Source organism: Photobacterium sp., assembly GCF_033720175.1.
Lineage (GTDB): Bacteria > Pseudomonadota > Gammaproteobacteria > Enterobacterales > Vibrionaceae > Photobacterium.
This window is the reverse complement of sequence record NZ_JAWWDA010000006.1, coordinates 151,412-175,468: the sequence shown is the minus strand read 5'-3', so window position 1 is coordinate 175,468 and position 24,057 is coordinate 151,412. Positions and strand designations below refer to the sequence as shown.

The window sequence follows — 24,057 nt, the reverse complement described above, 5'->3', positions numbered from 1 at the left end:
GCGGGATCGAAAAAAAACACGCAAACGGTTGCGTCAAGAGTTACGTCACAAAAAAAATTCCTTTATACTAGGGCCCGCTGACCTTCCGTCGCTTCGATTTATCGGGTCAATTTGGTGAAAAAGGTGGCATTGACGTAATTAGCCCAGTGGCTGAACTGGGTGTTAGGCCAATATCACCTTCATTCAACTGCTAATCGAGAGACGTACGCACATGGAAATTTTGCGTGGTTCACCCGCACTGTCTGAGTTTCGCGTTAATAAGCTACTAGAGCGTTGCCGCGAGTTAGATCTGCCTGTGTCAGGCATTTACGCTGAGTTTATGCATTTTGCTGATGTATTGGCTCCCCTGAATGCTGATGAACAAAGCAAGCTGGCAAGCCTGCTAACCTACGGTCCGACGATTGCTGAGCATGAGCCGACAGGCACGATGCTGTTGGTTGCCCCTCGTCCGGGAACTATCTCTCCATGGTCTTCTAAATCGACTGATATCGCCCATAACTGTGGGTTAAATAACGTTAAGCGCCTAGAGCGCGGTACGGCTTACTATGTAGACACAACGGCTGCTCTGACGGATGTACAGCTAACCGAACTCAAAGGTCTGATCCACGATCGGATGATGGAAGTGGTTTTCACTGATTTAGATGCTGTGACTGCACTCTTTACCCAAGCTGAGCCGGCACCAGTTCAGAGCGTTGATATTTTAGCTGGCGGCCGAAAAGCGCTGGAAGAGGCGAACCGGCGGCTAGGTCTGGCACTGGCTGAAGATGAAATCGACTACTTAGTCGAAAATTTTACTAAATTAGGACGCAACCCTAACGACATCGAACTGATGATGTTTGCTCAGGCAAACTCAGAGCACTGTCGCCATAAGATCTTTAACGCTGACTGGACTATCGACGGTGTCGTTCAGGAAAAGTCATTGTTCAAAATGATCAAGAACACCTACGAAAAGAACCATGAGCACGTTCTGTCTGCGTACAAAGATAATGCCGCAGTCATGGAAGGCTCAGACGTCGGCCGGTTCTTCCCCAATCCAGAGTCTCGTCAATATAACTACCATCAGGAAGCAGCACATATCCTGATGAAAGTAGAAACCCATAACCACCCAACCGCCATTTCTCCCTGGCCTGGCGCTTCTACCGGCTCTGGTGGTGAAATTCGTGATGAAGGCGCGACCGGTATCGGCGGTAAGCCAAAAGCGGGTCTGGTGGGCTTTACTGTCTCTAACCTGCGCGTTCCTGGGTTTGAACAGCCATGGGAAACCGACTTCGGTAAACCGGGGCGTATCGTTAACGCATTAGATATCATGCTCGAAGGGCCGCTAGGTGGCGCTGCATTTAACAACGAATTCGGTCGTCCTAACCTGTTAGGTTATTTCCGTACCTACGAAGAAAAAGTGATCTCGCACAACGGTGAAGAAATCCGTGGTTACCACAAGCCGATCATGATTGCCGGTGGCATGGGAAATATTCGGGCAGAACACGTACAGAAGAAAGAAATCCCGGTAGGTGCCAAATTAATCGTCCTTGGCGGCCCAGCGATGAACATTGGTCTGGGCGGCGGTGCCGCTTCATCCATGGCATCGGGTCAGTCTGCGGAAGATTTAGATTTCGCGTCGGTACAGCGTGAAAATCCAGAGATGGAACGTCGTTGCCAGGAAGTGATCGACCGTTGCTGGCAGATGGGTGAAAACAACCCAATCGCCTTTATCCACGATGTAGGGGCGGGCGGTATTTCTAATGCACTGCCTGAGCTGGTTGATGACGGCGAACGTGGCGGTAAGTTCCAGTTGCGCGATGTACCTAACGATGAGCCCGGTATGAGCCCGTTAGAGATCTGGTGTAACGAATCGCAAGAACGTTATGTTATGGCGGTTGCACCAGAAAACATGGCGGTATTTGATGCGATCTGTAAACGCGAGCGTGCGCCATACGCCGTCGTGGGTGAAGCCACCGAAGAACGTCACCTGACGCTGGAAGACAGTCACTTTGACAATACGCCAATTGATATGCCGATGGATATCTTGTTGGGTAAAGCGCCGAAGATGCATCGCGACGTTAAGACGCAAAAAGTGCAAGGTCAGGCCATTGACCGCAGTGCGATCAAGCTAGAAGAAGCAACCCACCGTGTGCTCCGTCTGCCAGCTGTTGCTGAGAAGACCTTCCTGATCACTATTGGTGACCGTACGGTAACAGGTTTGGTTGCACGAGATCAGATGGTTGGTCCGTGGCAGGTACCGGTTGCTAACTGCGCCGTAACTGCTGCGAGCTATGACACGTATCATGGTGAAGCGATGTCAATGGGTGAGCGTACGCCCGTAGCCCTGCTTGATTTCGGTGCGTCTGCACGCTTAGCCGTCGGTGAAGCCATTACCAATATCGCAAGTGCTGATATCGGCGACATGAAGCGTATCAACCTGTCTGCGAACTGGATGTCTCCTGCCGGCCACCCAGGCGAAGATGCGGGTCTGTACGAAGCCGTTAAAGCGATCGGTGAAGAGCTGTGTCCGGCGCTTGGCCTGACCATTCCGGTGGGTAAAGACTCGATGTCGATGAAGACCCAGTGGGAGCAAGACGGTGAACACAAGGAAGTTACTTCTCCGCTATCCTTGGTTATTACCGCATTTGGCCGTGTCGAAGACGTCCGTAAGACCGTCACGCCTCAGCTCCGTACCGATAAGGGCGAATCAAGCCTGGTATTGATTGATCTCGGCTGTGGTCAAAACCGCCTCGGTGCAACAGCACTGGCACAGGTTTATAAGCAATTGGGTGACAAGCCTGCTGATGTTGATAGCCCAGAGCGACTAAAAGGCTTCTTCTACGCAGTTCAAGCTCTGGTCCGAGATGAAAAAATACTGGCTTACCATGACCGTGGTGATGGTGGTTTGTATGTCACCCTGGCTGAAATGGCATTTGCCGGTCACACCGGTGTTGAAGTGGATATCAACACCTCTGAATTTGATGAATGCGACGATGTACTGGCAACGTTATTCAACGAAGAGCTAGGTGCGGTACTGCAAGTTCGCACGGAAGATCTCGATACGGTTCAATCGGTACTGGCAGCAAACGGCCTGGAAGCCTGTAGCCATGTGATTGGTACTGTCGTTGATGAAGATGTGGTTCGTATCTGGAATGGCAACGACCGCGTTTTAGAGCAGAGCCGGACAGAACTTCGTACTATCTGGGCTGAAACCACGTATCAGATGCAGGCGATGCGTGATAACCCGGCAGGTGCATTGCAAGAGTTTGAGGCCAAGAAAGACAACAGCGATCCTGGTTTGAACATCAAGCTATCTTTTGACATTAACAAAGATGTTGCTGCGCCATTCATCGCCGCTCCTGTTATTAACAAGGGCGCGAAACCGCAAATGGCGATTCTGCGAGAGCAGGGCGTTAACTCCCATGTGGAAATGGCAGCAGCCTTTGATCGTGCAGGGTTTGATGCGAGAGATGTTCACATGAGTGATATTCTTTCTGGCAACGTGAAGCTGGATGGTTTCAATGGCCTTGTCGCTTGCGGCGGTTTCTCTTACGGTGACGTATTAGGTGCCGGTGAAGGCTGGGCGAAGTCAGTGTTGTTCAACAACATGGCACGAGATCAATTTGAAGCCTTCTTCCACCGCAACGATACCCTGGCTCTGGGGGTCTGTAACGGTTGTCAGATGATGTCAAACCTGCATGACTTGATCCCGGGTGCTGATCTATGGCCTCGTTTCGTACGTAACGAATCAGAACGCTTTGAAGCGCGCTTTAGCCTGGTTGAAGTGCAGAAGAGTGACTCATTGTTCTTTAATGAAATGGCGGGATCGCGTATGCCTATCGCGGTTTCCCACGGTGAAGGTCGTGTCGAAGTTCGTAACGGTGAACACCTCAATGCCATTGAGCAATCCGGTACGGTGGCACTGCGTTACCTGGATAACTTCGGTAATGTTACCCAGAATTATCCGGCTAACCCGAACGGCTCGCCAAACGGTATTACGGGCCTGACTACCACGGATGGCCGTGTGACTATCATGATGCCTCACCCAGAGCGCGTATTCCGTACCGTGGCCAACTCATGGCACCCGGATGACTGGAGCGAAAACAGCCCGTGGATGCGCATGTTCCGCAACGCGCGCGTTAATATCGGTTGATGTAGACGCAAACGTCCAAGTACCCCAAAAGCCGCGATCTGATTAGGTCGCGGCTTTTTTATAATCAGACGGAGTGAAAGCGGCCAAAAAGCCGGCTGAATTAGCCTTTATCTGCCTTGATGTTCGATTTTTCTCGCCTTGTAGATAATTTGTTATTAATTTGGAACAATGGTTGGTGAGTGTGAAGAGGCTATATGATTTTCTTCGATCTTGATAATACGTTACTCGATCATGATGGTGCGGAGCAGGATGCAATCCGTACCTTTGTCTCACGGTATCATGACAAGGTGATTGCACTGACAGATACCCCAGAAGTGATCTGGCGGCAGATCACAGATAAGCACCGTGCCCGTTGGAGGGCTGGCGAACTGAATTTTGAGCAGCAGCGCCGGGCCCGTATCAGTGAGTTATTTAAGCGCCCGTTAACCTGTAAACAAGCCGATCAACTCTTCACCGAGTATTTTAACATCTATCAACAGCACTGGCGTTTGTTTCCGGATGTGGAGCCGGCATTGCAGCGGCTAAAAGATACCGCCCCCCTTGCAGTGATCAGTAATGGTTTTATTTACCAGCAAGAGGCCAAATTAGAGCAAACCGGTATTCGCCACTATTTTCGTTTTGTGATGACATCGGAGCAGGCGGGCGTAGCAAAGCCTGATTGGGGGATTTTTAAGGCGGCATGCCAAAGGGGCCAGGTCAGCCCGGAACAATGCTGGTATATCGGTAACCACCCCCAGCGCGATGCTCAGGCCGGCCAGCGAGCAGGCTTGAAATCGGTATGGTTAAATCGTAACGCGTTACAAGCTAATCCGAATACCCGGGTTGTTCGTTCATTAGACGGATTCGTTGATCTGGTCCAGTTGACGGCGAATTCATTAATATAATGGTTATCCCGATGGGTTATTTTATTTGCCAGATGCCAACGCAGACAGGAAGCAGAGAAAGATGACGATCACAGATTGTCCGACGATTTTCAAAATGCCATATCAAGGATGAAATATCGAAATGATGGACTCTAATGTGAGGTTACTCTCGGCAGAACAACTCTCATTGAGTCGTTACTCAATGCATCATAAAGACTGAAAAGTCTTAATAGCGCTTAATTTAATTGGTCAGATCGGCGATAATAAAAAAACAGTAAATCAGGTGGCTAGAATAGTATCAAGGTACTAACTGGTAAACCTCTGCTCAGCAAAGGATGATGAAAAATGAAAAAAATTGAAGCCATTATAAAGCCATTTAAGCTTGATGATGTTCGTGAAGCTTTGGCTGAAGTCGGTATCACGGGTATGACGGTATCTGAAGTGAAAGGATTTGGTCGCCAAAAAGGCCACACTGAATTATATCGTGGTGCCGAATACATGGTCGATTTCCTGCCAAAAGTAAAAATTGAAATAGTAGTCGCAGATGAAGTTGCCGAACAATGTATCGATACAATTATCGAAACCGCCCAGACTGGCAAGATTGGTGACGGTAAAATTTTCATGTTTGATGTTGAGCGCGTTGTTCGCATACGGACTGGCGAGGAAGACGAAGACGCCATTTAAGAGCGGGCTCTAGTCCCTAGGAAAAGCGGGGGCTAGGGAAAAGCGAAATGTCAGACATCTCGCTTTTCCTACAGCCTTTACTCTGTATTATGGCTGTTGTGTGGCTAAATTATTATAGCGGCCTGGTTTATGGTTCATTGCCAGCACCAGGTTCAGTACGATGGCGCCCAGTACTGATAAGATCAAAATCACCGGCGTTACGAAGAAGAAAGAACCAATCAGAATACCAATGTCGATGCACATCTGCATTTTGCCCGCCGCGATGCCAAATTTCTCCTGGCAGTAGAGAACCAGTACATTGAATCCACCGAGGCTGGTGTGGTGACGAAAGAGGATCAGCATGCCAAGGCCCATCAGTAACCCCCCGATGACAGCACAGTAAATCGGATCAAGTCGGCTAATTTCCAGCACGTAGTGGAGGTTGTCGGTGATGATCGAGACCAATCCTCCGGAAATGATGCTGGTGATAGCAAACTGTCTGCCCATGCGGAACCAGGCCATCAGGTAAAAAGGGGTATTCATCAGAAAGTACAGTTTACCGAAAGAGACATCAACAACTTGGCTGAGTAATAGTGCCAGTCCCGTTGTGCCCCCGGTCAGCAAGTCAGCTTGCTGGAGAAAAAAAACGCCCTGCGCAGCGATAAAGGTGCCAGTTAGGATGGCAATGATATTTTCATTCAAAGAATGCTTGTTACCGCTCAAAAGAAAACTCCTTATATTGATGAACGCGATGATAATAGGGTTCAGGTTGATAAAGAAGCTTGGGCGGGAAAGGGATAGAATGGACTTGTAAATATAAATATACGTTTTTGTAAATCGATTTTTTTGATTTTTCCTTGATATTATTCTGATAGAGTGTTCGTCCGTAATCCGGTATTGAATAAAGATGAAAAACATTCATCGCTGCTTCGAAAATAAACATGGATAAAATGTAATAAAAAGTTATTTTAGGGGTATCTGATTTAGATCAATTTCTGTAAAATGCAGCGTTAATTATGGGTGATACGAAAACGTTTGCGTCCCCGTGGGGCCTAGCTTTGCGAATTTCGTTGTTACCAACAACTTGTGGTTATTTTAGTCAGGAGAGACAGATGCTAAAGCGCGATATGAATATTGCCGACTATGACGCGGAACTTTTTGCAGCAATTCAGGAAGAAACTGCACGTCAGGAAGAGCACATCGAGTTGATTGCTTCTGAAAACTACACGAGCCCGCGTGTAATGGAAGCACAAGGTTCTCAGTTGACTAACAAATATGCTGAAGGCTACCCAGGCAAACGCTACTACGGCGGTTGTGAATATGTTGATAAAGCCGAGCAACTGGCTATCGACCGCGCCTGCCAGCTGTTTGGTGCTAAGTATGCCAACGTTCAGCCTCACTCGGGCTCTCAGGCGAACAATGCCGTTTATATGGCACTACTCAATCCCGGCGATACTGTTCTTGGTATGAGCCTGGCACACGGCGGTCACTTAACGCACGGTTCACCGGTCAATTTCTCGGGAAAGCTTTACAATATTATTCCTTACGGTATCGATGAGAATGGCCAGATTGATTACGAAGAAATGGAAGCTCTTGCTTTAGAGCACAAACCGAAGATGATCATCGGTGGTTTTTCTGCGTATTCTCAAGTTGTTGACTGGAAACGCATGCGTGAAATCGCAGACAAAGTTGGTGCGTATTTCTTCGTTGATATGGCGCACGTTGCAGGTCTTATTGCGGCCGGCGTGTATCCTAACCCGGTGCCCCATGCACATGTGGTAACAACAACGACGCATAAAACGCTGGCCGGCCCACGCGGCGGTCTGATCCTTTCTAATGAAGGTGAAGATCTTTATAAGAAACTGAACTCAGCAGTATTCCCTGGTGGTCAGGGCGGTCCCCTGATGCACGTTATTGCAGCAAAAGCCGTCGCATTCAAAGAAGCGATGGAACCTGAATTTAAAGTTTATCAGCAGCATGTTGTTGAGAATGCCAAAGTCATGGTGGGTGAGTTCCTTGAGCGTGGCTATAACATCGTTTCCGGCGGTACTGAAAACCACCTGTTCCTTGTTGATCTCATCGACAAAGGCATTACCGGCAAAGAAGCGGATGCGGCATTAGGTGCGGCGAATATTACAGTGAACAAAAACAGTGTACCGAATGATCCTCGCAGCCCGTTCGTGACTTCTGGTATCCGTATTGGCACGCCCTCGATCACGCGTCGTGGGTTTACCGCAGACGACACCAAGCAGCTTGCTGGCTGGATCTGTGATGTACTGGATAACATCGACAAGCCTGAAGTGATTGAAGCGACGAAAGCGAAAGTACTCGAAATCTGTAAGCGTCTACCTGTCTACTCTTAATCGGGTGACGAGTACGCTTTGCTCCTAGAGCCTGGAACCGCGTAATGTTGCATCTGGAAAAACGGCACTTTTATAGTGCCGTTTTGTTTTTTGGGGCGAGTCAGAATGCAAAGTGTTTTGTTTTGATCTCTGATTACAAAGAAAACCGTGGTTAAATTCTCTATCTGTGGTTGAAATGGGTTACACTGAGTCGACGAAAATTAGGAGGCATGATGCATTGTCCTTTTTGTGGTGCCAATGACACCAAAGTAATCGATTCCCGTCTGGTTGCCGATGGCCATCAAGTCCGCCGTCGTCGTCAATGCTTAGCGTGTAATGAGCGTTATACAACGTTTGAAACCGCTGAGCTGGTGATGCCAAGGGTGATAAAAACCAATGGTAATCGTGAACCGTTTAACGAAGATAAACTTCGTGGCGGTATCCAACACGCGTTGGAGAAACGGCCGGTAAGCGCAGATGATATCGAACGTGCTATTAACACCATTAAATCCCGCTTGCGCGCCACGGGTGAACGCGAAGTACCGTCTGATATGATCGGTAACTTAGTGATGGAAGCATTGAAAGATCTGGATAAAGTTGCTTATATCCGTTTTGCTTCGGTCTACCGTAGTTTTGAAGATATTCGTGAATTTGGTGAAGAAATCGCCAAGTTAGAAAAATAAAAGTGATTGTTTAGCTCATGGTGCAATGAGTCACGGTGAGCTATTCCACTACCTCTAAGCTAAATGAATGCAAAGTCAGATGTTCTCTCCCATTGATCATGCCATGATGCTGCGTGCCATAAAACTGGCAAAACGCGGCCGTTTCACAACAGCCCCGAACCCTAATGTCGGCTGTGTTATCGCACAGGGTACGACCATTGTTGGTGAAGGTTACCACTATCAGGCCGGGCAACCACATGCAGAAGTGTTTGCTCTGCGAGCTGCTGGCGAGCATGCCGATGGTGCTACTGCTTATGTGACGCTAGAGCCTTGTTCTCATTTTGGTCGCACTCCTCCTTGCGCCCAGGCGCTAATTAATGCCAACGTTTCTCGTGTTGTCTGCGCGATGGTTGATCCCAATCCTCAAGTCGGCGGCCGGGGTATTGAAATGCTGCAAGTCGCCGGTATTGAGGTTCAGACGGGGTTGCTGGAAGCCGATGCCCAAGCACTGAATGCCGGGTTTATAAAGCGAATGAAAACCGGGTGGCCTTATGTGCAGCTAAAATTAGCATCAAGCCTTGATGGCCGTACAGCATTGGCCAATGGTGAAAGCAAGTGGATCACCAGCCCGCAGGCCCGCGCGGATGTACAACGCTTCCGCGCTTGCGCCGGAGCGATTTTATCGACCAGTGCGACGGTATTGGCGGATGACCCGTCATTGAATGTGCGGTGGGATGAGCTGGGTGAGCAGATCCAGACCGAATACCCACAACAGGCATTGCGCCAGCCATCAAGGGTGATTATCGACAGCCAGAATCGTGTGACGCCTGAGCATCAGCTATTCAGTTTGCCGGGGCAGGCTTATCTGGCGCGGGCGAAAGCCGGACAGGAAGTATGGCCCGATTCTGTGGATCAACTGATCATACCCTGTCAGCCAGACTCTGAACGGCTGGATCTGTCGCAGTTGATGGCTGCACTGGCAAAGCAAGAGATTAACCATATCTGGGTGGAAGCGGGGGCGGGATTGGCTGGTGCGTTGCTGTCTGCTGGATTGGTTGATGAGCTGATCATTTACCAGGCACCCAAACTGATGGGTAGCGATAGCCGCGGGTTAATTGATTTACAAGGGCTGACTGCGATGTCTCAGGTACCTCAACTTGAGATAACCGACGTTCGCATGGTGGGCCCTGATTTACGTATTATTGCTCGCGTTTAACGTATAGAGCAAATCAAGGAATTTTTAGATATGTTTACCGGCATAATTGAAGCTGTAGGCACCATTACTGCGTTGACGCCAAAAGGTGCAGACATTTCTGTTACTGTTGAGTCAGGCACGCTTGATCTGTCAGATGTCAAACTGGGTGACAGTATTGCCACCAATGGCGTTTGCCTGACGGTCGTTGAACTGACCGGCAAAGGCTATGTGGCTGATTTATCCCTCGAGACATTAAAGCGAACAGCGTTTACTGATTATAAATCAGGCCAGAAAGTGAATCTGGAAAAAGCCATGCTGGCAACGACCCGCTTTGGCGGTCACATGGTCTCAGGCCATGTTGATGAGGTTGGGGAAATTATTGCCCGTGACCATACCGGTCGTGCGATTGAGTTTTGGGTAAAAGCCCCAGACCATCTGGCTAAGTACATTGCTGAAAAAGGCTCGGTATCTATTGATGGTATCAGCCTGACGGTCAATGCAATTCGTGGCAATGAGTTTAAATTGACTATCGTGCCTCATACTGCAGCAGAGACGACAATGGAGTCATTCCAGGCGGGCCGTAAAGTGAATGTAGAGGTGGATGTTATTGCCCGCTATTTAGAGCGTTTGATGTTAGGTGAAAAAGCAGCTGATAAAAAATCAGAAGTGACCATGGACTTATTAGCTAAAACTGGGTTTTTAGGATAAAGATTAGAATAAGGGTATTGTTATGGCTTTAAGCAGTGCAAAAGAAATTATCGATGATATTCGTCAGGGTAAGATGGTTATCTTAATGGATGATGAAGATCGTGAAAATGAAGGCGATCTGATCATTGCTGCCGAAAAAATCAGCCCTGAAGCTATTAACTTTATGGCGATGCATGGTCGTGGACTGATTTGTTTAACACTCACTCATGCACGTTGTAAGCAGCTGAATCTCCCCTTGATGGTACAAGATAATACCGAGCAGTTCAGCACGAACTTTACGATATCGATTGAAGCTGCAGAGGGGGTGACCACCGGTATTTCTGCAGCCGATCGCGCCCGTACCGTGCAGGCAGCAGTCGCACCGAATGCAAGCTTTGCTGATATTGTGATGCCGGGCCATATTTTTCCGCTGATGGCACAGGAAGGCGGGGTATTAACTCGTGCAGGCCATACTGAAGCGGGCTGTGATATCGCACGTTTAGCCGGTTTGGAACCGTCCAGTGTGATCGTTGAGATCCTTAATGAAGATGGCACCATGGCCCGTCGCCCGCAACTGGAAGTGTTTGCTGAAAAGCACGATCTGAAGCTGGGGACGATTGCCGATCTTATTGAGTACCGCAATAACAACGAAACCACCATCGAACGCATTGCTGAATGTCGTTTGCCAACCGAGTACGGTGAGTTCGATATGATCACCTACCGTGATACCATTGATAACGAGATCCACTACGCATTGCGTAAGGGTGAAATAAAAGAGGGACTGGCCACGCTGGTACGTGTTCACCTGCAAGATACGTTTAAAGATATTCTGCATTCAGGTGCATCTCAATGGACGTTACCTGCCGCGATGAAGCGTATTTCCGAAGACGGTGGCGTACTGGTGGTGCTGAGCAAGCAGGAAAGCCATGACACAATTATTACTAAGGTGAAAAATTTGTCGGCTCAGGCTAACGGTCAACCGAAAGTAAAATTGAATCCGAAAGATCAATCGCGCCAGGTCGGTGTCGGTTCGCAAATTCTGGCTGATTTAGGGGTGTCTGATATGCGCTTGTTATCATCCAGTACTCAACGTTACCACTCGCTGTCAGGTTTTGGCCTGAACATTGTTGAGTACGTTTGTGAATAATCCGGCGTAAACGGATAACAGTCCTGCTGAAGCAGGATTCGCTAACGCTATACGTCTCTGCGCATATCGATCGCGGCGGAGGGATATAAATTTAACTAATCAGGTGAAACCGCCGGTTGTCCGTAGCGACACTTGTATAAAGTGTGATAGACTCCCGCGGTTTCTCAAACCGGAAAGACATAGTCACAGGAAGGCCCATGAAGGTAATTGAAGGCGCCATCGCGGCACCAAACGCAAAAGTTGCTATCGTAATCGCACGCTTCAACAGCTTTATCAATGAAAGCTTACTTTCAGGTGCACTAGATGCGCTGAAACGTCAAGGTCAGGTAAGCGATGACAATATCACCGTTGTTCGTTGTCCTGGTGCTTACGAGCTACCGTTAGTTGCACAGCAGGTTGCTAAAAGCGATCGCTATGATGCGATTGTTGCTCTGGGTTCTGTGATTCGTGGTGGAACCCCACACTTCGATTATGTTGCCGGTGAGTGTAATAAAGGTCTGGCTCAGGTCGCACTCGAGTTTAATACTCCAGTCGCGTTCGGTGTTCTGACTGTCGATTCTATTGAACAAGCCATTGAGCGTGCCGGTACCAAGGCTGGTAATAAAGGCGCAGAAGCAGCACTAAGCGCGCTTGAAATGATTAATGTTCTGTCCCAAATTGAATCCTGATGGGGGTTAATGTGAAACCAGCCGCGCGTCGTAATGCACGTCAGTTTGCTGTACAAGCTATTTATTCTTGGCAGATCACGAAAGGCAATGTTGCTGATATTGAGCAACATTTCTTAACTGATCATAAATTTGAAGAAGAAGAGCATCAAGCTGATGCTCCTGTTCTTGCTGCACCACATACAGACGTCGGCTATTTTAGCGATCTGTTAACGGGTGTCGTACTTAACCATCAGGAATTGGATAGCAAGATGCGTCCATACCTGTCTCGTCCGTTACAAGATTTGGACCAGATGGAACTTGCGTTACTTCGCTTAGCGATGTACGAAATGGTTAAGCGCGAAGATGTTCCCTATAAAGTCGTTATCAATGAAGCAATCGAACTTGCAAAAATATTCGGTGCAGAAGATAGCCACAAATTTGTGAATGGTGTGCTGGATAAAGCCGCACCAACTCTTCGCAGAAAGAAATAATCGGAAACGATGCTATGGGGCCAGCTTTGCTGGCCTTTTTTCTGTGTCCAATAAGCAAAGAATGACTTAATAAAATAAGAATTATGGCTAGTAACGAATTTGACCTCATCGCTCGTTATTTTGAGCATCAAAATGTCAATCGTCGTGATGTTGCCTTGGCTATTGGTGATGATTGTGCGTTGCTCAATGTCCCTGCTGGCAGCCATCTGGCGGTTAGTACCGACTCACTGGTTGCCGGAACCCATTTTCTTGCCGGTGCCGATCCTGCGCTGGTGGCGCACAAAGCGTTAGCGTCTAACCTGAGTGATCTTGCGGCAATGGGAGCGACCCCGGCCTGGGTATCTCTGGCCCTCACCATGCCGGCTCCTGACGAAGCTTGGCTCAGCCGTTTTTGTGACGGTTTCTTTGCATTAGCGGATTATTTCAATGTTCAGCTGATCGGTGGCGATACCACCAAAGGACCACTCAGTATTACCTTAACGGTACATGGGTTTGTTCCTGAAGGGCAGGCACTCACCCGCAGTGGCGCCAACTCGGGTGACTGGATTTATGTTACCGGTCAGTTAGGTGATAGTGCCGCAGGCTTGGCTGTGCTGTTGGGCGAAGTCACCGTGGCCGATGAAGCGCTGAAAGCGACCTTGATAGAACGCCATTATAAAGCCCAACCCCGTATTCTTGCCGGTCAGGCCCTGCGTGGTATCGCATCATCCGCTTTAGATATCTCCGATGGTTTGATTTCTGATCTTGGCCATATTCTGAAACGCTCACAGCTTGCTGCAACCGTTGATGTTGATAAATTACCCTTGTCACCCGAACTGCTAGCCTTTGAGCCTGAATTGGACAAAGCGCAGCAATTGGCGCTGGCCAGTGGCGAAGAGTACGAGTTATGCTTTACTGTTCCCGAACAGAACCGTGGTGCGCTTGATACCGCTTTGGCCCATACCGGAGTGAAAGCGACCTGTATTGGCCAGCTGCGGACCGGAACGGGTATTAAGCTGATGCGACGTGATGAGTTGCTGGCGTGGCAATTACATGGTTATGACCATTTTTCGGAGTAATGCGTGAGTAATCCCAAAGATTTAATCAACCTGAAAAATCCCTGGCACCTGTTAGCTACCGGGTTTGGCAGTGGCTTATCGCCCATCGTACCGGGAACCGTGGGTACCGTTGCTTCGATCCCGTTTTATTTGCTGATGGTCCAGCTGCCTTTTGCTGCCTATCTTCTGATCACGATTATCGCTGCGATTATCGGGATCACAATTTGTCAGAAAACATCTGATGATATGGGGGTGCACGATCACGGCAGTATCGTGTGGGATGAATTTGTCGGTTTCTGGATCACCATGGCAATAGCCCCGGTACTGAGCTGGCAATGGGTGCTTGCTGGTTTTATTCTGTTCCGCTTCTTTGATATGGTCAAACCGTGGCCGATCAGTTGGCTTGATAAGCATGTTCATGGTGGCTTCGGCATCATGGTTGACGACATTCTCGCGGGCTTTATGGCGATGATTGCCCTGTGGGGCATAGGATACTGGCAGGGCTGGTAACCGCAGTGCTCCGGAATCGAGCAGAGTCAAGAAGTCTTAATCTGCCGTGCAACCGCGCGGCTTTTTTACCTCTCCCAAAACTTTCCTACTTCTGAATCAAGGCCATATCAAGCTTGGCGGGTATGAGGGAGCGGTACTGAAAAGGGTAAGGAAAAGCTACTATAGGCATTGGAGCTTTAAATACTCACTATTAGTGCCTAGAAATCAGAAGCGAGTTACTCGATCCTAGCAACTCGCCTCTAGTTACTTGCTCTTTACTTCAGATACTCGCGAATTTGTTTCTCGATGCCTGGGCCATCAATACCCAGTGACGAGTGCAATTCTGCCTGTGTGCCCGGTTCAATAAACTGGTCGGGCAGGCCGATATTCAGGACGGGTTTCAAGCATTTTGCCTTCATCATAAACTCAATGACACCGCTGCCAGCACCACCGGCAATGGCATTTTCTTCTACCGTTACCAGTACATCATGTGTTGCCGCCAGCGTCAAAATAAGGGCTTCATCAAGGGGTTTAACAAAACGCATATCAGCCACCGTTGCATTGAGGTTTTCTGCGGCTTCCAGGGCGTAGGACAACATTGTTCCAAAGCTTAGAATAGCGACTTTTTCGCCCTGACGACGAACAATGCCTTTGCCAATTTCCAACTCCGTCATTTGGTATTGGATTTCAGTCCCCATACCGGTACCTCGAGGGTAACGAACCGCACTGGGTCCCTGGTGCTTATGGCCGGTATAAAGCATCTGACGACATTCATTCTCGTCACTGGGTGCCATGATCACCATGTTGGGAATACAGCGCATGAAGCTCAAGTCAAAGGCTCCCTGATGCGTCTGGCCATCCGCGCCGACCAGGCCGCCACGGTCAATCGCGAACATGACGGGCAGATCCATAATAGCGATATCATGGATTAACTGATCGTAGCCACGCTGCAGGAAGGTCGAGTAGATCGCGACAACCGGATGGTAGCCACCAATAGCCATCCCGCTTGCCAGTGTGACGGCATGTTGCTCTGCAATAGCGACATCAAAGTACTGGCTCGGGTGCTCTTTCGAGAAGCGTACCATGCCAGAGCCTTCGCGCATCGCCGGCGTGATTGCCATCAGCTTTTCATCTTCAACGGCCATATCGCACAGCCAGTCACCGAAGATCTTAGAGAAAGTAGGCTTGGCATCTTTCGCTTTCGGTAGTGGGTTCTGGCTCAGATCGAATTTTGGTACCGCATGGTAGTTAATCGGATCGGCTTCTGCCGGTGCGTAACCTTTTCCTTTTTTGGTCATAATATGAAGAAATTGCGGCCCTTTCAGGTTGCGCATATTCTTCAGTGTTTTGACCAGCTCTGCGACATCGTGGCCATCAACAGGGCCGATGTAGTTAAAGCCAAGCTCTTCAAACATGGTGCCGGGTACAACCATGCCCTTTATATGTTCTTCTGCGCGTTTCACCAGTTCTTTGATGGGGGGCGCACCAGACAACACTTTTTTGCCACCTTCGCGAATGGTGGTATAAAGGCTGCCGGATAGCAGACGTGCCAAATGATTATTCAAGGCACCGACATTTTCAGAGATAGACATCTCATTGTCATTTAAAATCACTAACATGTCGGAGTGAACATCACCGGCATGGTTCATGGCTTCAAAAGCCATGCCCGCGGTAATGGCACCATCGCCGATGACACTGACGACTTTACGGCCCAGCCCCTCTTTTTCAGACGCAATCGCCATGCCCAGGCCGGCGCTGATCGAGGTTGAAGAGTGACCGACAGAAAGTACGTCATACTCGCTCTCTTCACGCCATGGGAACGGATGCAGACCGTTTTTCTGGCGTATGGTCGGCATTTGATCCCGGCGCCCAGTGAGAATTTTATGCGGGTATGCCTGGTGGCCAACATCCCAGATCAAATGATCAAATGGGGTGTTGTACACATAATGCAGGGCAACAGTCAGCTCAACAGCACCGAGGCCGGAGGCAAAGTGTCCACTTGACTGACTGACGGAGTTGAGTAAGTACGTACGTAACTCATCGCATACCATCGACAGACTTTCAAGCGGCAGTAATCGTAATTCATCTGGGGTGTTGACCAGAGCCAGATGGGGGTATTTTGAGATATCCAGAGTCATAACATTTCGGCGCTTTTACTGATTTTAGTTATTGCGCTCGATGATGTATCGGGCGAAAACTTCTAATTGGTGTGTATTGTAGGGTATTGCATCCAATGCTTGTAGCGCTTCTTGATAAAGTTGCTGAGCTTTCTCTTTAGCTCCCTCTAATCCGAGCAAAGCCGGATAGGTGCTTTTTTCCAGAGCAAGATCTGAACCCTGAGGTTTACCCAGAGTTTCGGTATCACTGGTTACATCGAGAATATCATCCTGAACCTGAAAGGCCAGGCCAATCGCTTCAGCATACTGATCAAGCTGGGGTAATACAGCTACACTTTTGGGGCCTGCGGCCAATGCACCTAAACGAACAGCACAGCGGATAAGAGCCCCGGTTTTGTGTTTATGAATCGATTTAAGTTGTTGTAAATCGACATGTTTACCTTCTGCTTCTAAATCCAGCACTTGACCCATACACATACCTGCCGCACCGGATGCCTGAGCGAGTTCTTTTATCATCGCCACTCGTCTGGTATGCCCTTCTGGGCTTAGCGGGCCATCAGCAAGAATTTCAAATGCCAGGGTTTGGAGCGCATCGCCGGCTAAAATGGCGGTGGCCTCATCAAAGGCGATATGACAGGTTGGCTGACCGCGCCGAAGTTCGTCGTCATCCATTGCTGGCAGATCATCGTGAATTAACGAGTAAGCATGAATACATTCGACGGCCGCTGCCGGGGTATCGAGATCGACACACTCTGCCCCTAACATTTGCCCGGTGACATAGGTCAGATATGGGCGAACACGTTTACCACCAAGCAGAGTGCCATACTTCATGGCTTCTATCAGCGCATGGTCGGCAAAAGGTTGAGCCGCAATCCATTGTGCTAGCTGCTGGTTACTACGCTCTTGGTAGTATTTTAGAGAGGGTGTTAAAGACCGGATGTCATTCATTGTCAGCATCAAATTCAGTCAGGGGGGCTTCATCGTCCGCTTGCAGCAGAATTTCTACACGTTGCTCAGCTTGGGTGAGTTTTTGTTGGCTGCTACGTGCCAGTGCAATACCGCGCTCAAATTTTTTCAGCGCGTCTTCTAGTGCAATGTCACCCGACTCCAGCTCATTGACAATCGTATCGAGCTCATCAAGTGCGGCTTCAAACGCCATATTTTCTGGTTTTTTAGCTGCCATAAAGTGCTCACTATTCTGAAAGTGCAGGAAAAATAACGTAGAGATTATTCTGGGTCAAATTATGTCACAATATTCTGTGCTGCAGACAGTAATTTTCGCCTTTTGAAGCAAGAAAGCTAAATCATAAACGAAAGGTGCCGATATACTTCGAGTTCTGTAAAATAAAGCCGTATAAAATTGATACTCTTTAGTATCTTGCGAGTCGCAAAAGGGGAACGCTTCGTGGATTTGGCTACGTTAATAGGTTTAATTGGTGGTTTTGCCTTCGTGATCATGGCAATGGTGATTGGTGGCAGCATTAGTATGTTCATCGATCCGGTTTCCATCTTGATTGTAGTCGGTGGTTCAACCTTCGTTGTATTGATGAAATTCACAGTGGGGCAATTTTTCGGTGCCAGTAAAGTTGCAGGCAAAGCTTTCATGTTTAAATGTGATGAGCCTATCGACCTGATTGCTAAAGTGGTCGAAATGGCCGATGCCTCGCGTAAAGGCGGATTTCTTGCACTTGAAGAAATGGATATTACCAATAGTTTCATGCAAAAAGGCATCGATTTATTGGTCGATGGTCATGATGCAGACGTGGTAAGGGAGACGCTGAAGAAAGATATTGCATTGACTGATGAGCGACATGAAAAAGGCTCTGGGGTATTTCGAGCTTTCGGTGACGTAGCACCCGCGATGGGAATGATCGGTACGCTGGTTGGCTTGGTTGCGATGCTTTCAAATATGGATGACCCTAAATCTATCGGCCCGGCCATGGCGGTGGCGCTTCTGACGACACTGTACGGTGCCGTTTTGTCGAACATGGTATTTTTCCCCATCGCTGACAAACTATCTCTGCGTCGCGAGCAAGAGAAGCTTAACCGTCGTCTGATCATGGATGGGGTACTGGCCATTCAAGATGGCCAGAATCCGCGTGTGATTGATAGCTACCTGAGGAACTACCTCAATGAGAAAAAACGAATTTTTGATGTAGATTCAAATTAATGGGAGCTTAATGATGGAAGATGAGAGCTGCAAGTGTCCACCGCCGGGGCTACCTGCCTGGATGGGTACCTTTGCAGACTTAATGTCATTACTGATGTGCTTTTTCGTTCTGCTGCTGTCGTTTTCTGAGATGGATGTGCTGAAGTTTAAGCAGATTGCGGGGTCAATGAAATTTGCTTTTGGCGTTCAGAACATGCTGGATGTTAAAGACATTCCGAAAGGTACAAGTGTTATCGCCCAGGAGTTTCGCCCGGGGCGGCCTGAGCCGACGCCGATTGAAGTGATTATGCAGCAGACGATTGATATGACCCAGCGAACGTTAGAGTTCCATGATGGGGAATCCGATCGGGCTGGCGGTACCAAGCGTGAAGCGGGCAAGCTGACGGGGGGGAAAAGCGCGGATATATCCACCGAAAGCAATCAGAACAACGAATCTGAGATGTCTGAATCACAAGCGCAATTGCTTGAAATGTTGCAAAAAGCATTGGACCGAGAAATTAAAGATGGCGCACTTGAAGTCGAAAACTTCGGGCAGCAGGTCGTGATTCGGATTAAAGAAAAGGGGGCATTTCCTGCGGGATCGGCTTTTTTACAGCCAAAATTCCGACCTTTGGTTCGCCAGATAGCCGATTTAGTGAAAGAGGTTCCGGGAGTGATCCGAATTACCGGTCATACCGATAATCAAAAACTTGATTCTGAACTATACCGTTCAAACTGGGATCTTTCGGCCCAGCGCGCCGTTTCGGTTGCCCAGGAAATGGAGCAGGTCGAGGGGTTTGACAATAAGCGACTGCGGGTTGTTGGCCTGGCGGGTACCGCCCCGTTAAATGGCAATAAAACAGAGCAACAACGTACCGAAAATCGCCGGGTTGAGATTACGATCATGCAGGGCAAAGCGCATTATTCAGATGAAGTCATCAGTTCTGACACGCAGAATAATCCCGGATAGCTATTATTAGTGGTACAAGGGGGCTAACATTGCCTTGTAGACCGAAACCATCTCAAGATCGAGAGTTCGTCTCTTGAGATGGTTTGGTTATATCTTTGTTTCAGCAACAGCAAGCTTGCTGTATAATCCGCGCCTTTAGTTTGGCCCTGTGTAGCGAAGCGTGTTATGAAATTTATCGTAAAACCCCATCCAGAGATTTTTGTAAAGAGCGAATCTATTCGTAAGCGCTTTACCAAAATCCTAGACAGCAATATTCGCATTATTCTTCAGCGTTTGTCTGATTCTGTGTCGGTCGTCAACCGCCGTACTTACATTGAAGTAACGGTGAAAGATGAGACGATTCGTGAGCAGGTACTGGCTGTGTTAACACAAACATCGGGTATTCACCATGTGCTTGAAGTTAATCAAACCGACTTCACTGACATGCACGATATCTATGAGAAAACACTGGAGCTGGTGCGTAAGGATATCGAGGGGAAAACATTCTGTGTACGGGCGAAGCGTGTTGGCAAGCATGATTTTACCTCGATTGAACTTGAACGCTATGTCGGTGGTGGTTTGAACCAAGCAGTCGAATCAGCCAAGGTTAAACTGAAAAAGCCGGATGTTACGGTTAATATTGAAGTCGAAAACAATATTCTTAAACAGGTACTTGCTCGCCATAAGGGCCTGGGCGGTTTCCCTCTGGGAACTCAGGAAGATGTACTGAGCTTGATTTCAGGCGGTTTTGATTCAGGTGTTTCGAGCTACCTGCACATTAAGCGTGGCAGTAAAGTTCATTACTGCTTCTTTAATTTAGGAGGCCCTGCTCACGAGATCGGTGTGAAGCAAGTCTCACACTTCTTATGGAAGAAGTACGGTTCGTCGGCAAAAGTGAAATTCATTTCGATTGATTTTGAGCCCGTAGTCGCTGAAATTTTAGAGAAAATAGAGAACGGCCAGATGGGTGTCGTGCTTAAACGTATGTTTATGCGCGCTGCAGGTCAGGTTGCCGAACGTTTTGGTATTCAAGCTTTGGTAACCGGTGAAGCGTTAGGTCAGGTGTCGAGCCAGACACTGACAAATCTGCGCATGATCGATAACGTGACTGACAGCTTGATTCTTCGTCCCTTAATCAATTGGGACAAAGAAGATATTATCAACGTGGCGCGTGAGATTGGTACCGAAGAGTTCGCGAAAACCATGCCTGAATTCTGTGGTGTGATTTCGAAGAATCCGACAGTGAAAGCGGTGCAAGGGAAACTTGAGGCAGAAGAAGCCAAGTTTGATTTTGCTATCCTGGATCGTGTGATTGAAGAAGCACGGGTGATGGATATTCGTGATATCGAGAAGCAGAGCCAGGAACAAGCGCCTGAAATTGAGCTGGTTGATCAAATTGATAGCAATGCCATCGTGCTGGATATCCGTAGCCCGGATGAAGAAGATGAAAGCCCGCTTATTATCGACGGTGTGGAAGTTAAGCATCTACCGTTTTATAAGCTGGCCACTCAGTTTGGCGATCTCGATCAGAGTAAAGAGTACCTGCTGTACTGTGACCGTGGCGTAATGAGCCGTTTGCAGGCGTTGTACCTGAAAGAAAATGGTTTCGGTAACGTTAAAGTTTATCGGCCGTAACAGCCGGGACAAGATCCTAGAGACGAGTCCCTAGATTCGAGTGTCTAGTAAAAAGCGAGAGCCTTGGCTCTCGTTTTTTTATTTTCTTTTGCTCGAACCTCGAACCTCGAATCTCAACCCTATTGCTTCGGCAACACGTCGTAATGCATATTCGGCCATACCACCATCGGTGCAGCCACTTCCGCCGCTTTTTCTTTACCGGCTAAATGTACAATGATTTCTAAAGCGAATTCTTGTGACGTGCCGGGTCCCTGGCTGGTTAGTAAGTTGTTGTTAGTATCAAAAACAACGCGTTTTACGCGGCGGCGAGCGTCGGGGATCTGGTCTTGGAAGGCGGGATGCGCAGTCATCAGTGCGGTCGGAAACAGGTTATGGTGTTCCAGAACCACGGCTGGGGCGGCGCAGATTGCCGCAATCAGCTTGCCGTCATATTTGTGCTGGGCAACAAATTCAACCAACAGCGGGCTGTCGCGGAAACATTCTGAACCGCCTAGGCCGCCAGGAAGCACCACGCAATCAAAGGGGGCGTCTGCCACTTCAACCAAAGCAACGTCAGCAACCAGCTTAATACCACGAGAGCCTTCAACAACCAAGGCACCATCTGATGCGACGCTGGCAGTGGTAACATCAAACCCGGCCCGAATTAAAATATCTATGGTATTGATGGCTTCCATTTCTTCAGTGCCGGGGGCGATACAAACGGCCACTTTGATTTGAGGGTCATTCGTCATTGTTGTCTTGCTCCAGTTGTTTAATGTGTTGCCATAGCTGGGTATTGATCGGGACCGGAATAGCATGCACCTTCGCCCGAGCTATCAGGTAGCCCGTAATATAGTCGATCTCGGTTGGCCTTTGCTGGCAAATATCCTGATTCATAGAAGAAAAATTTGTCGCTGTCGCTGCTATCACCCTGTCAACGTGTTGTTTTAATTCCCGAGCTGTCACCCGATAGCCTTCCGCGCTCATTACCGCGGCCACTTCTTGACAGATTTGAGAAAGTAAATAGTTAAACTCGGACCGGGCAAGTTCGCCATTCTGGCATTGATGTTTAGCGGTCAAAGGGTTAATAGCGCAGTTGATAGCCAGCTTGTGCCATAAGGGCTGGGCAATATCCTGATGCCACTGACAAGGTGCTAACGCCTGATTGAAGACTTCGGCCAGAAAGTCGAAATTTTTGCCCGCGCTGTTTTCTGCGCCCATCCAGGTTGGCCCGAGACCGGTATGATTGACTTGCCGCGGATGGGGTTTGAAGGCTGCCTGTGAGGTGGTGGCGTAAATAATCGGGTTGTTGGGCAGCCGCTGGTGTACCATCTGCTGGGTTCCCATTCCATTATGCATGATCACCACAGGTGTTTCGGGGCTGATAAAGGGCAGGATATCACGCAGTGCCTGCTCAACCTGAAAGGCTTTAACGGTGATCACTATGCAGTCACTCTCGGTGACAGCGGCTTTATCATTACAATGAAAGGTAAACAGCTCCGTTTCGGTTTGGTTTAAGCCTTGAAACGCCAGGTTGATTGTTTTGACATCCTTGCGGGTCCACAGCTGAAGTTTATGTCCCTGTTTTACTAGCTGGCAACTCCATAGGCCGCCAATAGCACCTGCGCCCAAAAGTGTTATTTTCACGTGCAAATCTCAATTCATTTTCTCTCGAAAATCATAACACACAGGCACATTTGCGCGAGTCAACAATAACGACCGGCAGAAGAATTCAGAGCACTGCAAGGTACTCTGAATATGATGGTGATTTCAAAGCGAAGCGTTTAGCTTAGAATTTATAGGTTACAGCGACGTAGTGGCCAATACCTGTTGATTCGAATGTATTCGTATCCTCTATCAAATACACATCATTATACAGTTTAAAGCCATAGCCGACGGAATAGCGGTCTGAGTGCCAATAGAGACCGTTAAACATCACACCGCCGTGTTGAGCCTGAGTATTTCCTTTGAAGGTATCGTCTGCACCAAACTGATAATCAATATAGCCCTGGTAGGCGACAAAGCTGCCGTTTTCTAAGGTATAAAAAGGCTTAAACCAGTTTGTTGAAATCTGATAGCCGTTCCAGTCTTTGGCAGTAATATTATAATACCCATAGAAATTAAGCCCGACTTTACCGAACCACGGCACGTTGATATCAGAACCAAGCCCCCAGAAAGAATTATTGGGGTCGAAATCGGCTTCTGTTCCGCCTCCCCAATTAAACAGGGTGGCAAAGTAAAGTTCCTGAACCGGGCCAAATGACAGATCTTTGCCTGTCACGGCATCTAACGATACGCGCGGGGCAAATTTCATGAATATTTTGGGTTTGCCGTTTTTATCACTCGCATCGTGCTCGGTCAGGTCGAAGATATCAATGTAGCCATAGAGATCAAAGATCCCGGAACGGCCACCAAACTCCATTTCCAGGTAGTCATGGCCTGTATGTGCATCCGGGCTGCGGGGAAGTTCTTCATAGGCGTACATCAGGTTGAACTGCATCCACTTATAGTCATTTTTGTGGATATCATCGGAATAATCGACAGCAAATACTGCGCCCGAAAGGGCCAGAGCCGAGCTGACACTGAGAGCTGTGAGTGTTTTGTTCATGGGGGATCTCGCTAACCGTTGCCACTGCTGTATTGATATGCTCTTTGTGACATCACACTCTGTCTGTGAGCGTGAAGGCTAAAGAGCGTTAAGTTAAATTGGAGCGCGATGAAAATAAATGTTGAACTCCTACAGCAAAGATTAGTGTTTATTCTTACCTTTTTTTTTCTCTCTCGCCGATAAGATGTTATTCACCGCCAGGAGAGGACCAGGGCTGGGAAATCTGCTAAAGAAATGAAGTACAAGGGAAGAGAATATTGGAAGT

At 48.4% G+C, this 24,057-nt stretch carries 22 protein-coding genes; 15 read left to right on the top strand and 7 right to left on the bottom strand.

The features are described from left to right. Positions 1-211 precede the first annotated feature (211 nt). From purL to glnB, 3 genes are all read left to right on the top strand, one after another. Positions 212-4,132, top strand: coding sequence for a phosphoribosylformylglycinamidine synthase (purL, locus tag R3289_RS09035; protein ID WP_318925192.1), 3,921 nt, complete (start codon positions 212-214; stop codon positions 4,130-4,132). Positions 4,133-4,326: 194 nt separating this feature from the next. Then, positions 4,327-5,016: an HAD family hydrolase gene (locus R3289_RS09030; protein WP_318925191.1), complete on the top strand. Its 690-nt coding sequence runs from the start codon at positions 4,327-4,329 to the stop codon at positions 5,014-5,016. Positions 5,017-5,340: 324 nt separating this feature from the next. Further along, positions 5,341-5,679, top strand: a complete 339-nt coding sequence (gene glnB, locus R3289_RS09025) for a nitrogen regulatory protein P-II (RefSeq protein ID WP_107284939.1) — start codon at positions 5,341-5,343, stop codon at positions 5,677-5,679. Positions 5,680-5,766: 87 nt separating this feature from the next. On the opposite strand, the gene R3289_RS09020 is transcribed toward glnB, so the two are convergent. Continuing rightward, positions 5,767-6,381, bottom strand: a complete 615-nt coding sequence (locus tag R3289_RS09020) for a YitT family protein (protein WP_318925190.1) — start codon at positions 6,379-6,381, stop codon at positions 5,767-5,769. A gap of 389 nt (positions 6,382-6,770) precedes the next feature. Here R3289_RS09020 and glyA point away from each other — a divergent pair, with 389 nt between their 5' ends. The 9 genes from glyA (at position 6,771) to pgpA (ending at position 14,376) form a co-directional block, all read left to right on the top strand. Further along, a complete protein-coding gene (glyA, locus tag R3289_RS09015; RefSeq protein ID WP_318925189.1) occupies positions 6,771-8,021 on the top strand; it encodes a serine hydroxymethyltransferase in 1,251 nt (416 codons plus the stop codon). 212 nt (positions 8,022-8,233) lie between these two features. Further along, the gene (gene nrdR / locus R3289_RS09010) at positions 8,234-8,683 is read left to right on the top strand and encodes a transcriptional regulator NrdR (RefSeq protein WP_318925188.1); all 450 of its coding nucleotides are present in this window, start codon (positions 8,234-8,236) and stop codon (positions 8,681-8,683) included. Positions 8,684-8,762: 79 nt separating this feature from the next. Continuing rightward, positions 8,763-9,878, top strand: coding sequence for a bifunctional diaminohydroxyphosphoribosylaminopyrimidine deaminase/5-amino-6-(5-phosphoribosylamino)uracil reductase RibD (gene ribD / locus R3289_RS09005; RefSeq protein ID WP_318925255.1), 1,116 nt, complete (start codon positions 8,763-8,765; stop codon positions 9,876-9,878). A gap of 30 nt (positions 9,879-9,908) precedes the next feature. After that, positions 9,909-10,565 (top strand): riboflavin synthase, encoded by a 657-nt coding sequence (locus tag R3289_RS09000; protein ID WP_318925187.1) that lies wholly within the window; start codon positions 9,909-9,911, stop codon positions 10,563-10,565. A 22-nt stretch (positions 10,566-10,587) separates the two neighbouring features. Continuing rightward, positions 10,588-11,691, top strand: a complete 1,104-nt coding sequence (gene ribBA, locus R3289_RS08995) for a bifunctional 3,4-dihydroxy-2-butanone-4-phosphate synthase/GTP cyclohydrolase II (RefSeq protein WP_318925186.1) — start codon at positions 10,588-10,590, stop codon at positions 11,689-11,691. Positions 11,692-11,888: 197 nt separating this feature from the next. After that, positions 11,889-12,359: a 6,7-dimethyl-8-ribityllumazine synthase gene (gene ribE / locus R3289_RS08990; RefSeq protein ID WP_318925185.1), complete on the top strand. Its 471-nt coding sequence runs from the start codon at positions 11,889-11,891 to the stop codon at positions 12,357-12,359. Next, the gene (gene nusB / locus R3289_RS08985; RefSeq protein ID WP_318925184.1) at positions 12,359-12,829 is read left to right on the top strand and encodes a transcription antitermination factor NusB; all 471 of its coding nucleotides are present in this window, start codon (positions 12,359-12,361) and stop codon (positions 12,827-12,829) included. The genes ribE and nusB overlap by 1 nt, the downstream gene beginning before the upstream one ends. An 83-nt stretch (positions 12,830-12,912) precedes the next feature. Then, on the top strand, positions 12,913-13,887 hold the full coding sequence (gene thiL, locus R3289_RS08980; protein WP_318925183.1) for a thiamine-phosphate kinase: 975 nt from the start codon (positions 12,913-12,915) through the stop codon (positions 13,885-13,887). A 3-nt stretch (positions 13,888-13,890) separates the two neighbouring features. Next, on the top strand, positions 13,891-14,376 hold the full coding sequence (pgpA, locus tag R3289_RS08975) for a phosphatidylglycerophosphatase A (RefSeq protein WP_318925182.1): 486 nt from the start codon (positions 13,891-13,893) through the stop codon (positions 14,374-14,376). A 254-nt stretch (positions 14,377-14,630) separates the two neighbouring features. On the opposite strand, the gene dxs is transcribed toward pgpA, so the two are convergent. Genes dxs through xseB form a run of 3 tightly spaced genes read right to left on the bottom strand, consistent with a single transcriptional unit; the run spans position 14,631 to position 17,655 of the window. Continuing rightward, a complete protein-coding gene (gene dxs, locus R3289_RS08970) occupies positions 14,631-16,493 on the bottom strand; it encodes a 1-deoxy-D-xylulose-5-phosphate synthase (RefSeq protein ID WP_318925181.1) in 1,863 nt (620 codons plus the stop codon). A gap of 24 nt (positions 16,494-16,517) precedes the next feature. Beyond that, positions 16,518-17,420 carry a (2E,6E)-farnesyl diphosphate synthase gene (ispA, locus tag R3289_RS08965; RefSeq protein ID WP_318925180.1) on the bottom strand — a complete coding sequence of 301 codons (903 nt, stop codon included), beginning with the start codon at positions 17,418-17,420 and terminating at the stop codon, positions 16,518-16,520. Then, entirely contained in the window at positions 17,413-17,655 is a 243-nt protein-coding gene (gene xseB, locus R3289_RS08960; RefSeq protein WP_318925179.1) for an exodeoxyribonuclease VII small subunit, read from the bottom strand. Before xseB ends, ispA begins: the two co-directional genes overlap by 8 nt. A gap of 222 nt (positions 17,656-17,877) precedes the next feature. On the opposite strand from xseB, the gene pomA reads away from it, so the two are divergent. The 3 genes from pomA (at position 17,878) to thiI (ending at position 21,205) form a co-directional block, all read left to right on the top strand. Beyond that, positions 17,878-18,642, top strand: coding sequence for a flagellar motor protein PomA (gene pomA, locus R3289_RS08955; RefSeq protein ID WP_318925178.1), 765 nt, complete (start codon positions 17,878-17,880; stop codon positions 18,640-18,642). A 13-nt stretch (positions 18,643-18,655) separates the two neighbouring features. After that, on the top strand, positions 18,656-19,591 hold the full coding sequence (locus R3289_RS08950; RefSeq protein ID WP_318925254.1) for a flagellar motor protein MotB: 936 nt from the start codon (positions 18,656-18,658) through the stop codon (positions 19,589-19,591). A 165-nt stretch (positions 19,592-19,756) separates the two neighbouring features. Continuing rightward, on the top strand, positions 19,757-21,205 hold the full coding sequence (thiI, locus tag R3289_RS08945) for a tRNA uracil 4-sulfurtransferase ThiI (protein ID WP_318925177.1): 1,449 nt from the start codon (positions 19,757-19,759) through the stop codon (positions 21,203-21,205). A 119-nt stretch (positions 21,206-21,324) separates the two neighbouring features. Here thiI and yajL read toward each other — a convergent pair whose 3' ends face one another. The 3 genes from yajL to R3289_RS08930 form a co-directional block, all read right to left on the bottom strand. Further along, positions 21,325-21,936 carry a protein deglycase YajL gene (gene yajL, locus R3289_RS08940; RefSeq protein WP_318925176.1) on the bottom strand — a complete coding sequence of 204 codons (612 nt, stop codon included), beginning with the start codon at positions 21,934-21,936 and terminating at the stop codon, positions 21,325-21,327. Continuing rightward, entirely contained in the window at positions 21,926-22,831 is a 906-nt protein-coding gene (panE, locus tag R3289_RS08935) for a 2-dehydropantoate 2-reductase (protein ID WP_318925175.1), read from the bottom strand. Before panE ends, yajL begins: the two co-directional genes overlap by 11 nt. A 142-nt stretch (positions 22,832-22,973) precedes the next feature. Further along, positions 22,974-23,792 (bottom strand): outer membrane protein OmpK, encoded by an 819-nt coding sequence (locus R3289_RS08930; RefSeq protein WP_318925174.1) that lies wholly within the window; start codon positions 23,790-23,792, stop codon positions 22,974-22,976. Positions 23,793-24,057 lie beyond the last annotated feature (265 nt).